This window comes from Petrocella sp. (assembly GCF_059865615.1).
This window is the reverse complement of record NZ_JCBCDA010000087.1, coordinates 1-12,847: the sequence shown is the minus strand read 5'-3', so window position 1 is coordinate 12,847 and position 12,847 is coordinate 1. Positions and strand designations below refer to the sequence as shown.

At 37.2% G+C, this 12,847-nt stretch carries 11 protein-coding genes; all 11 read right to left on the bottom strand.

Features of this window, described 5'->3' with window-relative positions; genetic code table 11:
- Positions 1 to 260: 260 nt before the first annotated feature.
- Positions 261 to 812 (bottom strand): GNAT family N-acetyltransferase, encoded by a 552-nt coding sequence (locus AC6F8J_RS09830; RefSeq protein WP_500722988.1) that lies wholly within the window; start codon positions 810 to 812, stop codon positions 261 to 263.
- Positions 813 to 908: 96 nt separating this feature from the next.
- A complete protein-coding gene (locus tag AC6F8J_RS09825; protein WP_500722987.1) occupies positions 909 to 2,621 on the bottom strand; it encodes an alpha-amylase family protein in 1,713 nt (570 codons plus the stop codon).
- Between the two features lie 24 nt (positions 2,622 to 2,645).
- Positions 2,646 to 3,608 carry an adenylylsulfate kinase gene (locus AC6F8J_RS09820; protein WP_500722985.1) on the bottom strand — a complete coding sequence of 321 codons (963 nt, stop codon included), beginning with the start codon at positions 3,606 to 3,608 and terminating at the stop codon, positions 2,646 to 2,648.
- A gap of 185 nt (positions 3,609 to 3,793) precedes the next feature.
- The gene (locus AC6F8J_RS09815) at positions 3,794 to 4,336 is read right to left on the bottom strand and encodes a hypothetical protein (RefSeq protein WP_500722983.1); all 543 of its coding nucleotides are present in this window, start codon (positions 4,334 to 4,336) and stop codon (positions 3,794 to 3,796) included.
- A 139-nt stretch (positions 4,337 to 4,475) separates the two neighbouring features.
- Positions 4,476 to 5,609, bottom strand: a complete 1,134-nt coding sequence (locus AC6F8J_RS09810) for a CapA family protein (RefSeq protein WP_500722981.1) — start codon at positions 5,607 to 5,609, stop codon at positions 4,476 to 4,478.
- 97 nt (positions 5,610 to 5,706) lie between these two features.
- The gene (locus AC6F8J_RS09805; RefSeq protein WP_500722979.1) at positions 5,707 to 6,783 is read right to left on the bottom strand and encodes an ATP-grasp domain-containing protein; all 1,077 of its coding nucleotides are present in this window, start codon (positions 6,781 to 6,783) and stop codon (positions 5,707 to 5,709) included.
- A 128-nt stretch (positions 6,784 to 6,911) separates the two neighbouring features.
- Positions 6,912 to 7,790 (bottom strand): glucose-1-phosphate thymidylyltransferase RfbA, encoded by an 879-nt coding sequence (gene rfbA / locus AC6F8J_RS09800; RefSeq protein ID WP_500722977.1) that lies wholly within the window; start codon positions 7,788 to 7,790, stop codon positions 6,912 to 6,914.
- Positions 7,791 to 7,794: 4 nt separating this feature from the next.
- A complete protein-coding gene (locus AC6F8J_RS09795) occupies positions 7,795 to 8,892 on the bottom strand; it encodes an aminotransferase class I/II-fold pyridoxal phosphate-dependent enzyme (protein ID WP_500722975.1) in 1,098 nt (365 codons plus the stop codon).
- Between the two features lie 50 nt (positions 8,893 to 8,942).
- Positions 8,943 to 10,175 (bottom strand): ATP-binding protein, encoded by a 1,233-nt coding sequence (locus AC6F8J_RS09790; RefSeq protein WP_500722973.1) that lies wholly within the window; start codon positions 10,173 to 10,175, stop codon positions 8,943 to 8,945.
- A 1-nt stretch (position 10,176) separates the two neighbouring features.
- Entirely contained in the window at positions 10,177 to 11,247 is a 1,071-nt protein-coding gene (gene rfbB / locus AC6F8J_RS09785; RefSeq protein WP_500722971.1) for a dTDP-glucose 4,6-dehydratase, read from the bottom strand.
- 329 nt (positions 11,248 to 11,576) lie between these two features.
- Complete coding sequence (locus AC6F8J_RS09780) at positions 11,577 to 12,608, bottom strand: glycosyltransferase (protein ID WP_500722970.1); 1,032 nt, start codon at positions 12,606 to 12,608, stop codon at positions 11,577 to 11,579.
- Positions 12,609 to 12,847 lie beyond the last annotated feature (239 nt).

Genomic DNA, 12,847 nt, shown 5'->3' with positions numbered 1-12,847 from the left:
TGGTTAAGGTGTCAAAACTATATAGTTGAACTTTTGCATACAATATATAGTTATGAATGCATCAACTAATCTATATATTGTATGTGAATTTAGTGAAACTTAGTTTTGACCCTTTAACCAACCTTATATATAAAAATAGTAGATAGACTGAAAGCCGATAGCTTCAAAATGATACATCGACTTTTTATGCTCTATCTACTACTACTATTATTATTATTATGTCCGTCTATTTGATGTCAAATCTTTATCTTACGACAAGACTAATCAGACTTTCCTTCTTTTAATTCTAAAGCTTGAAATTCTGATTTGAGCATGGAGAATACAAGTTGATTACAGTGTTTTCCCCTTTTATAAACCCGACTTCGCATAAGCCCTTCTTGAGTAAAACCACAACGTTTTAGGTTTAATATTGAAAATCCATTATGCTCTAGAACATAAGCCTCAATGCAATTAAGATTCATTTCATTAAATGCGTAATTAAGCATGGCCATTGTTGAATCTCTTACATCACCGCGTATTCTTTTTTTATTGTTTTTAAGTTTTCCGCCTATACAAGCAGTACCGTTACGCCAATCTATATTCAATAAAGCAATATAGCCATAGGTTTCACCGTCAACAGTATCTGCTATGAGACGTAGATCCTTCTGCCGGTCAAAACTTTCGAACCAACGTTGCTGCTCAAAGTCAGAGACAGGAAAGTTGCTACCTTGTGTCATATATTCAATATGCGGATTATTCATAAGTTCCTTTAACAAAGGCAAATCTTTTTGCTCAATAGCTCGCAAAATAACACAACCACGCTTAATAATCATTATAATAATCTCTCCTCATAGCTATATCTTCTATCTTTTTATTTATTGCTTTACTATTGAAAATCAGTATACCAGAATATTATATCATATATCATCTTAATTACCCAATAAAAATAATTCCGAACTTGAAATCACATATTCATAAGACTTTAAATCTGCTTCTAATAAGGCAAAAGCATCATCTTTGACCCATTTCAAGATAAGCTTGTGCGGCTCAGACTTAATAATCTCAAGAAAACCATCTAAGCCAAAAGCCGGATGTGTCTGTCTGAATCTAATTAATTCAATCTGATCTCTCACAACCTTCTCCTCTAGACGTGCTTCTACTTCTTCCAAAGTCAGATTGGTTCGATTGATTTCTTTGTGACCTGCTGCTCCAGCCCGCTTTACCGCTTCATAATCGTTTTTGCCTGCAAAAAGGTCTAAGTACCAGATCTGTGGTTTGCCCGGCATGAACATCTGAATCGCACGGGCAAGGAGCATCTTCTGATTATCTTCTCCAAGGGCACTGTAATACGTCGCATTCACCTGATAATAGATGTTCTTTTTCCCGTGAAGGTCCTTCACATAACCACCATGACCAACAACAACATCAATTAGATTCTGAATCTGAGCATCGGACAACAAGCCTTTTAGATCCAATAAAGGAATACCATCATGGCACCCCAGCATATTCACCGTAATCATCTTCTTATCCTGTAGATCTTTGATCCACTGAATCAGATGGACACTTGAGTGACTTTCAAAGGCATCGATGATCAATCCCGGCAAGAAAAAATCATAGGTCATAAAGCCTTCCTCTGCTATTTTTTCATGTATTTTTTCCTCATATTTGGAATGAATCTCTGGCAGAAGATTCAGGCCAAAACGGTCCGCTAAGGATTTGACACGTTCAAGGAGATCCCATGTTCCGGGCTCGTTCAAGAAGTTCTTCTCCCCCGGTGCCTTTGGTGCATAGGCAAAAGCATCCAGTCTTACGATACCGGCGCCATAGCCGGCCAACTTTTTCAAAGTATCTTCGTAAAAATCCCATACAAGAAGAGACTTTATATTCAGATCCATTTGCCCTAAGTATTTACGATGGGACTCAAGATAGTCAACAACAAGCATCTGATGAGAAGCCATCGGGCCAAGATCAATATCTAAAAGCTTTTTCCCCTCTTCAAGACCCTGATTCACCCTCTCTGCAATCAAGTGCGCCTGTCCGTATTGAAGGTCCATCTCAGCCATAAGGTCTATGGCATCAATAGGGTTGTAGCTGATTTCTTGATAGAATGTATTCCAATAAGGCACCTCTTTACCATCCGGCATTCGAACATTTAGAATTGGTAAGCCAGGCTTTCTAAAAAACATATCCTGAATCAAAGCCGCATCTGGCTGAATATAGCCTTCTTCCGTCATTGTACCTTTGCCTTCCCAGAAAAGATTCCAGTTAATAAAAAAGTCTTTGTAAATTGACGCTTCCCCTTTTTCAATAATATCTTGAAAAGGCTTAGATAGTACCGATGCATGGTTAAGAATAAAATCAAACTTAAAATCCATACCCATTTGCTTTAAAGTCTCCAAATCCTCTTTTGAAGCTAATAAAGCATTCAGTTCATAGTCAATAACTGAGAATCCTCTATCTAGATCTGTATTAAACACACTGGGTAATATATACAAAGATTCAAAAACATCCTTAAAAACTTCCTTCTCAAGCAACTTCACAAGACCACTTAATGAAGCACCAACGCTGTCTGGATAGACATTAAGCATGGGTCCCAAGCCCACTTTTGCTTTTTTGGCTGCGCCTTGATTTAATTCATTCATGATATGCCTCCTTCACTTCCTCTACTATAGACCCTCTTGTAACATGATTTGACGGTATTGTTCATAATTCACAATCTCGCCGTCCTTAAGCACAATAATCTTAGCTTTAAAAGCCTGGGAAAACAGTAGCTTCTGTTCAATATCCAATACCAAGCTTGTAAAAGGACTATCTGTTCCACCATCTCTATTACGTAATCTACGATGTTCAAGTGTTTCACTGGGGGTACTGTTAAGTAGAATCGGTATGTCCACGCCGGTCAGAGCAGCATTGTTACCATGGGTCCACTCAATAATCATCACCTTAACATCCGTAAAATCAACCTTGTCGTACCATACTTCTGTTTCTTCACGCCCCATTCTTTTAAGAAAAATATGATCTTTACCGCCTTTGAACCGTGCTATAATATTGCTAATCTCCTCAAAATCAATCTCAGCAGCCGTACCAAGATAATCTTCAAGACCTTTGCGACCCTCTTGTTGATAGATAAACAACCATGGATATGCCTTAATCTGATCCGGATCAAAATCTAGGTCAAGCCTTTGAAGCTCTCTTAATTCCTCACTTCGTTCTTTGTTATAAGCACCTTGTGCAACGAATCCCTTAAGGCCTCTCTCTCTGAAGATCCTAAGTCGCTCCTGATCATTGTGCTTCGGTATTCTATGAGGGTAATTGTCCCCGGACAATATATATGTACCTATACCACGATCTTTAAAATAACAAGCCAATAAAGCCCCAATCTCCGACTTGCCCACGCCGGAACCACCATGAACCGAAATAACCGCTTTATCTTTGGGACGGGTCTCCAGTATGGCTGTAACCAACTGATATAATTTGGGAAATATAACAGTTGCCTTAGTAATATGTCCTTCATGTATCTGAATCACATCTCCAGGCATATCCCCTTTTTCTATCCTATCATAATCCTCGGGTCTAGGTACCTCCCATTGGATTGCATCCATTTTCTTGTCCTCTTCTTTATTTGTCAAAACAACGCCTCCTTACAGACTGATATGAAAAGCTTTTCATGATGAAATTATAGAGGTTAAGAGCCCTTATGTCAACTGTAAAAGTGCCACAATATGCGGTCCTATCTTTGGTTAATACGTAAAAAAACGATGTGCACGCTATATCACATCATTTTTTATCTTATTCCCTATATTTGATTTATATTTTATTTACTTAAACTCATTGATATCGTAATAGATGTCTCAAATACTTCGTCTCCCTCGTCCGGATTCTCCATGACGGTCACAGAAGCATAGTCAATATCATTTTCCGCTTCAAAAACATAGATAGCCATCACACCCAAATCACTCGTATTTTGAGGACCATAACCTAGGTAGAAATCCTTCACCTGGTCAACCTCATGCTTCGTAAGTAGATTCACCGTATAGCCTATAAATTCCTCATCTTCATTTTTCATTGCAATGCTAATCTCTGACGGCTCATAAAGTGGACAAAAATCATAGGGATATCCATCCGGCATCTTGGCACCTACCGTATGACTAACTTCCTCTCTGGCGAATTCAAGTTCTTCTTCAAAAAGAGGTTCATTGTCTTGATTATCATTGTCTCGGCTTTCATCCTCAAGATCTGCTTGTATTTCTTGAGTGTCTTTTTCAATTACCTCATCTTCAGCTTTATCTTGACTACAAGCTGTCATTACTAGTAATAAGCAAGTCAATAATACCAGCAACCCTATACTTCTTCTCATGCTCAACCACCCTTTCTTCCTACATCAATCTATTGAAAATTACAAAAAAAGTAAATACGTAATTCTAATACGTAATTACTTTATCATTATTACCCATCTATCTCAATAGTAAATACCATTCACAAATAGGCATTTGGACCTAGGTCTCGTTATCAATCCTGTTCTTTAAGCCTTCGATAATTAATTCTCTATGCGCTTCACATTCTATGAAATTCAATGATTTTAATAAGTAGGCTTTGTCGCACTTGCTTTTTAATATTCTACCTTTAAAAATTCTTCTATCAAATTTGGAAACCCATTTCCCCATCTTCACAAAATGTCTTAAATAAGCCTCAATATGCTCCTCTGCATATGCGGTATATTTGTCTTCTATAAAACCATCTTGAAGAATCTGAGAAGATCTTTCATTATAATCCTTCAGAATCCTATTTGTTTCATCGGTATTTGCACGTCGAATACCTAGGTCCGTCTTAATTATAGGTATATATTCAATGCTCAATGAATCTTCCAAAATAACCTTTATTAATAGACTTGTATTCCAAAATTCATTGTTATGCTCATTAAAAATAAAATTCCCTTGACCATAGACAATGGTCCCCTTCTCATATTTTTCATAACTACCTATACAATGGCTGTGTTGGCATATGACTAAGTCTGCGCCTTTTTCAACCATTTTCTTTGTAACTTTTTGTAAGTAAGGCGAAGGGTATCGATAATGTTCTTTTCCACCATGATAAAGTATGATGACATAGTCACATACTTTTTTAAGCTCGTTAATAGTACTTAAGCTTTCGAATATATCAAAAGGATTAGCACCCCCTCTTTCTTCAGTAGCAATTGAAAACTCTATTTCTGCACATGCATAAAAACCAACTTTAATGTTGCCAAAATCAACATGAATTGGTTTTGAAGCTTCCAAAATATTCTTTCCAGCTCCTAGAAATTGAATTTGATGCTCTTGAAGAAGATCTATTGTCGATTGAAGGCCTTGCTCACCTTGGTCCAAAATATGATTGTTTGCCAAAGAAAGCATAGAGGGGTTCAGCGCTTTAATACCTTTTATTGAATTGGTTGGTGCTATTAAGTTGGGTCCACATTTACTAATAGGTGTTTCTGTATTTGTTAACGGTACTTCTAGATTAAAAACCCTCATATTACTTGATTCAAGCAGTTTTTTTATATGGCCATCAATAATTTGATCCATCTTAGATGAACCAAAAAGCTTTTGATTTACCCTTGTCGGGACCAAATCCCCACCAATAATAATATTCAACTTCCTCACCTTAGCCCTTGTTTTTATTATGTATTATTGGTTAAGGCGTCAAAACTTAGTTTTGACCCTTTAACCATTATTTCAACATTTTTTATTCTTAATGATCAACCTCTATTGCCAAATGCTTCTTTGATTCAATATAAGCACAAATACTCCTTGCAAACTCCATATTCAGATCCGACTTTGCTTGGATACATTTCCATTTTCCTTGATCTTTAACAAAATAATAATTGGATTTCAAAAGGGCATAAGGACCTAAGTGAATCATTTGAAATTCTAACAAATGGAATTTATTCCCATCATGTCCTATGTCCATTCCGATAATTGGAAAATCAATTTCTTCTTTTACCTTTTCTGCAAAATCAAGAAGAGCATCATTTTCTTCTATGGGCACTTCACATAACTTACCACTGCCACTCGCTCTAAAATCGTCATCTCTATTTTTTCTATACAAGGTGTAGTATTTTCCTCCATAATAGAGTACTTTGTAATCCCCTTGTAAATTAGGAATAAAATTCTGAACAACAATGGGTCTGTCAGTATGAATGGATTGGTTTTTATTTTGAGGCTTTAGCATAGATGAAAAAATCTTCTTAGCCCATTCTTTACTTGCACTTTCCACCACTTGAAACAGATGCTCCCCAATAATGGTCTTTGTTGCTTCTTTAACATACTGAGTGTATTCCTTGTCATTTTTGGCCAAATAGACACCCATACTACCTGCTCCTGATATTTTTTTGATAACCACTGGATATTCAGGCGTATACGAAAGTGCCTCACTCATAGTACCAAAGTATTTGCTTTTTATAGTTTTTAGTTCTTCATCAACAAACCTACTTTTTAGTAACTCCATATAGCCTTTATTGTGGTGTGCTTTTAAGTATTCATAACAAGGTAAAGGCACTGCCCCTAATTTTTCAAAATGACAAATAATATCTTCAATATATTTTTTGTAAAACTGTCCGTTAGCTTCAGATGTCTGATATAAAATATACGCCTTATTATAATCCCACTCAAGATCAAGCTCAGAATAGTTCGTGACCACAAGTTCATAGCCTTCCTCCTTAAAGCATGCTTTAAGATGGTTGATGTCCATCGAAACATAATTGTTATGATCGTCTAACTCTATTAAAAACTCATTCTTATAATCTGCTATCAAAAAAATTCTATCCATTTTATATTTTTATGATATTCATAATCTAACATCATATTTCCTTTCCTTTTTTGTCCACTTAACTATTACAGAACTGGCTTTGTACGATGTTCTTGCTTATAGAAACAAAATACAGAGCCCATCATAATCTATCTATAGTTGTATTCCTCAATTAAGGACAGTATATATTGACCGTATTCTGTCATGTTTAAGCTTTCTCCCACAGCTTTAAACTGTTCGTCATTAATGAAGCCCCTTCTCCATGCGATTTCCTCAAGACAAGCAATATAAAAACCTTGTCTAGATTGGACGGCCTCTACATACTCGGCTGCCTTTAATATGCCTTCTGGTGTGCCTGTATCTAACCAAGCCATACCTCTACCCAGAAGGACAACTTTTAATAATTGCTTCTCCAAATAAGCATTGTTAATGGATGTAATCTCTATTTCACCGCGGGCTGATGGCTTCACATTTTTTGCTATATCAACCACTTGATTGTCATAAAAATATATACCGGGAACCGCATAATTTGATTTTGGATGTTCAGGTTTTTCTTCGATTGAAATCACCTTTCGATGATCATCAAATTCAACCACACCAAACGACCTAGCGTCTTTCACAGGGTAGCCAAATATGACCGCCCCTTCTTTTGAACCTGTGGCTTCATTTAATATTTTTGTCAAGTCCTGGCCATAAAAGACATTATCACCAAGAATTAAACAAACACTATCCTCACCAATAAAGTCTTCCCCTAGAATAAAGGCATCCGCTAAACCCTTAGGCTCGCTCTGAATAACATATGAAAACTTCAGTCCAAGTGATTGGCCATCACCTAATAATTTTTCATATGCCCCAATATCGTTGGGCGTTGAAATAATTAATATTTCTTTAATACCTGCCAACATAAGCACAGATAATGGATAATAGATCATCGGTTTATCATATATGGGCAACAGCTGTTTTGAGACCACTTGAGTTATCGGATAAAGCCTTGTTCCATTTCCACCTGCAAGAATAATACCTTTCATTTTCTTACCCCCTCTTAATAATTTCACAAATTCTATCAGCTTCATATATATCTAGATCTGCATACAATGGTAGTGTCAACACGCAATCAGCAATCCCCTTCGCTACCGGCGTTTCACCTACGTCATATAAGCCCCTATAACATTCAAAAGTATTCGTAAGTGGATAAAAATACTTTCGGGCAAAAATATTATGCTCTTTTAGTTTTTCATACACTTGGTCTCTAGACATTTTGTAACCCTCAAATAGTACCGGTAAATAAGCATAGTTGCTTTCTACGTCCTTTTGGGGTTCTAGCAACCTAACACCTTCCAGGTTGCTAAGATGGGCCACATATCTTTCCATTATTATTTTCCTTTTTCCAATCTCTCTATTAATGTGTCTTAGATTACATATACCCATAGCCGCTTGAAACTCATTCATTTTTGCATTCCCACCTACATACGCAACCAACTCAGGTTCAGTAATGCCAAAGTTCTTCATATTGTTTAGAATCCCTTCCAAAACAGGGTTACTATAGGTAACAGCACCACCTTCAATGGTATTAAAAACTTTGGTAGCATGGAAGCTAAACATAGATGCATCTCCAAAACAACCAACACCTTGCCCCTTAACTCTAACACCAAAGGCATGTGCCGCATCATAGATTACTTTGACCTTGTACCTGTTAGCAATCTCTTTAATCCTATCTACATCACAGATCTGGCCATAAACATGAACAGGAATAATTGCTGACGTTCTCTCAGTTATTAAACCCTCAATCTTTTCTACATCTATGGTACAGTCTTTCGAATTAATATCACAAAAAACCGGTTCCAGACCATTCCTTACGATTGCATGTGTCGTTGAAGCAAAGGTAAAAGGTGTCGTAATAACCTCTCCCTTAAGCTTAAAAGCTGCAATGATACTCTCAAGAGCCATATGACCATTGTTAAAAAGGCTAATGTTTGGCACACTTAGATAATCTAGCAGTTGTGATTCTAGCATTTTATGTTTTATGCCCATATTCGTCAGCCAATGAGAATCCCATAAAGTCCTTATCTCATCAATATATTCATCAAATTCCGGCATTGATGAGCGCGTCACTTGAATTTGTTTGTCCATAATAACCCACTTTCAGTATAACCATCCACATATTATTTTTCTCTTCATTCTTAACCGGCCTCATGATTCACGATCAGAGATTCCTCCCTCTCAACAACCACTTCAATATCTTTTTCAGGATTGTCCATAAAACCCAACTGTTCTTCTTGATTGTCAAACTTCAAAAAAACTATGCCTATAGCTTTATTAGAGCCATCAAAAACTTCAATATAATCTCCAATATTCTTATATAAGACTTTTTTGAAGATTTTTGTATCAATCCTATTCTTATAATTAATTTCTTTTAAATAGCCATTTTGGGTTGAATGCAAGACATAGGTCGTCAAATACTTATTCTCTAATATGCCCTTTTCAAGTCTATATTCATGCCCCATTGCTGTTTCAATGGTTGCTGCTATCATATTGTTTCCAGTGGCCATTTGTAAAAGCTCCGGAATCATATTCCCACCATTTCTTGGCCCTAATTCAATAAAATAAAGTTTTTCATTTTGATCTATAAGGATCTCAATGTTATAAGCACCAAATTCTATGTTGAGCAAATCAAGTAATTTTTCACAGGCTTCTTTTGCTAAAGCCAATCTTCTATCACTGATGTAGACCGGATAGCTTGTACCAATAGGCACATAAGGGTGATTGGTTATATTTCTATGACTGTTTAAAAAACCCCAGAACTCGACTTTTCCATGCATAACAAAACAATCACCAGCAATCATATAAGGGTGATCTTGAAGGATGAATTCTTCTACAATCACTTGTCGTCTTTTGGAATTGTCGCAAGCTATTTTATAAGCCTTTTCAAAATCATCTATGCTTTCAACTTTGCTTACACCTTTACTTCCTGAAGAGTCAATCGGCTTAACCATCACCGGAAATCTAAACTCCTTGACCTCTTTTTTTGCGCGCTTAAGATCAGAGAAGCGCTTTGCATAAGGGCAATTGAAACCATGCTTAACCAAGAAATTCCTGAATTTATCCTTATAAGCCAAAATCTTAATAGATTCTAAGGGATTAGTAGGAAGGCCCAACTGGTCTGCAACGTAGGCAGCCGTCAAAGCCGCCGGGTCAGAAGCGTAAGCTACCACCCCATCAATAGCTTCCGCCTTGGCTATAGCAAGTACAGATTCCTTGTCCGTTGTACTGATATCATAGAATTTTTGGGCATAGGCTTGTCCGGGATTATCCGACAAGTAATCACACAAAACTGTATAATAACCTTGTTTATTCGCATATTCTATGGCCGGAATCTGTTGCCTTGAACCACCAAGTAACAAAATCTTCTTCAACCTAGTACCTCTTTTCTTGAGATGTAGAATACATCTGCTTATAATAAAGCGCATAGGCACCGGACACGATGTTCTTTATCCATTCACCATGTTCCATATACCACCGAATAGTCTCTTTCATCCCTTCATCAAAGGTATAGGTCGGTTCCCAACCCAGTTGTGTCTTAATCTTCGTATTATCAATAGCGTATCTTCGATCATGACCCGGACGGTCTTGAACATATTGAATCAGGGCCTCTGACTTACCTAGGGCATGAATGATTCCCTTAACGATCTCTATATTCGCTTTCTCATTGTTCCCACCTATGTTATAGACTTCTCCATCAACACCTTTATGAAGAACCCTATCAATAGCAAGGCAGTGATCAGATACATGAAGCCAATCGCGCACCTGCATACCATCCCCATAAACCGGAAGGGCCTTATCATTAAGGCAGTTGGTAATCATTAAGGGAATCAACTTCTCAGGAAACTGATAGGGACCATAGTTATTGCTGCATCTTGTAATATTCATCGGCATACCAAAGGTCTCATGGTATGCTCGAACAATCAGATCCCCACTCGCCTTAGAGGCTGAATAGGGGCTGTTAGGCATCAGTGGCATCGTCTCCACAAACATACCCCTTTTACCTAGAGCACCATATACTTCATCTGTTGAGACTTGAAGGAACTTAACCCCTGGCCTATAAGCTTTACAATACTTATCCTCCGGGTTCAATTTCCAGTATTTTTTAGCCAGATCAAGAAGCACTTGGGTCCCTAATATATTCGTTGTCAAGAAGACTTCCGGCTCTTGGATACTTCTATCTACATGAGACTCCGCAGCAAAATTAACAACCATATCAATCGTATAAGCCCTAAAAATCTCTTCTACATTTTCTCGGTTTCTTATGTCCCCTTTTACAAAAGTATAATTGTTTTGGCTACTCATATCCGATAGATTCTCTAGATTCCCTGCATAGGTCAAAGCATCTAAGTTGATGATCTTGTAGTCTGAATATTTCTTAACCATTAGCTTAATAAAATTACTACCGATAAAGCCTGCGCCACCTGTTACCAGAATTGTTTTCATAACCACCACTCCTTCAATCAATATATCCTACACGCAATTAACGCTTTCTATCTTTTATCAACTGCTTTGCTGTGGACATCAAATAATAGCAACTCTCTATATGAAATAAATTTGCCAAACCAATATATATAGCAATACCAGACACCCCATCTCCCCATACATTGCAAGGAGTATAAAGACCATAACAGAAGTAATGATGCCCTATTCTTCCTGCATGAGTAATCGCGCCAATATGATTTATACGATTAATTATATACCTTGACTGCCACTTCTTTCTAATGATTTCCACAATAGGGGAGAAAGTGCTTTAGATTTGTTCGTTTCCGGACTCATTCTTCGTACTTCCTCTTAACTGTTCTTGATGACATTCTAATACGGTTAAATAAAAGCATTAATCGTATTTTAAGTTTTTCATATTGGCCAAGGGCCTTATATTCATACCTATACCAGTCCGATTTAGCTGCTTCAAAATCACCAATAGCAATCAAAAAATCAAATCTATTCTTCTTGATTTTCTGTTCTATAATGTCGTTATATTTTTTTTGGGTGTACTCATCTACTTCTCTTAACATATTTTCAATTCGGTCTATATGCTTTTTTTTAATCTCTATACTTGCCTTGGACATTTTTGCTGTCCAAGAGTTGTCCCCGCCAATTCTATAAGCCGACATACATGCATCCATATAGTGAAGCCTGCCACTAAGGGCCAAATGAATCACCAAAGGAAAGTCCCCAATAGAACAGTTATCAAAAAACTTAGGGCGTTCAGAAAATGCTCTCGCATACATAATAGAATTCGTAGCAAATAAACCACCCCCACCAAGGATAACCTCTTCTGGTGAATAATCTCTGCTTCTAAGACTTGGTCTTACTTTTCCAACCTTCTTATGTGTCTTTGCATCCACCAAATGGGCAGCATGTACACAGGCACTGCAGTCTTGATGCGCCTCCATATGATCTACTTGTTTTTGTAACTTATTAGGATCTGTCCAGTAGTCATCGCCTTCACAGATCGCTATGTATTTGCCCTTGGCATATGCTTTGTAGAAATCAAGAACATGTATGCCTTTGGAATACTGGTTCTCTTTTTGATACACCGGCTTAATAAGGTCCGGATGGGCCTGTTCGTATTGTCTAATAATCTCCGGTGTTGTATCCGTTGAAGCATCATCGTGAATTAAGATCTCATAATCAAAATTCGTCTCTTGCATCAAGAAACTCTCAATCGCCTCAGCTATGTACTTTTCCTGATTATATGTAATGCATACAACGCTTACTGTCATAGTAGCTATATCCTTCCAGTTCATTCTACCTGTCTGACTGTCCCATTCATCAACCACACAAAAAAAACCATTATCCATTTTCATGCATAATCGTTTTTGCAATGCCTCTTGAATTAATCAAAACACAGCCTTTTATATCAAGCCAACACCTTTCTCGTTCTTAGGCCTTAGAGGCTTTTGGTTTATTCCTATGAAGCTTAATCCCTTCATCAACCACTTCCATAAAAATCGGACCATTCGGGTCGATCTTCATATCCTCTAATAGACTCATTGGTATTTCGATTGATCCGTCTTCATTCACCGTAAATTTGCCCATA

Coding starts and splice junctions, on each gene's coding strand:
- AC6F8J_RS09830 (WP_500722988.1), bottom strand. CDS start 812: ATGATTATTAAGCGTGGTTGTGTTATTTTGCGAGCTATTGAGCAAAAA.
- AC6F8J_RS09825 (WP_500722987.1), bottom strand. CDS start 2,621: ATGAATGAATTAAATCAAGGCGCAGCCAAAAAAGCAAAAGTGGGCTTG.
- AC6F8J_RS09815 (WP_500722983.1), bottom strand. CDS start 4,336: ATGAGAAGAAGTATAGGGTTGCTGGTATTATTGACTTGCTTATTACTA.
- AC6F8J_RS09805 (WP_500722979.1), bottom strand. CDS start 6,783: ATGGATAGAATTTTTTTGATAGCAGATTATAAGAATGAGTTTTTAATA.
- rfbA (WP_500722977.1), bottom strand. CDS start 7,790: ATGAAAGGTATTATTCTTGCAGGTGGAAATGGAACAAGGCTTTATCCG.
- AC6F8J_RS09795 (WP_500722975.1), bottom strand. CDS start 8,892: ATGGACAAACAAATTCAAGTGACGCGCTCATCAATGCCGGAATTTGAT.
- rfbB (WP_500722971.1), bottom strand. CDS start 11,247: ATGAAAACAATTCTGGTAACAGGTGGCGCAGGCTTTATCGGTAGTAAT.
- AC6F8J_RS09780 (WP_500722970.1), bottom strand. CDS start 12,608: ATGGATAATGGTTTTTTTTGTGTGGTTGATGAATGGGACAGTCAGACA.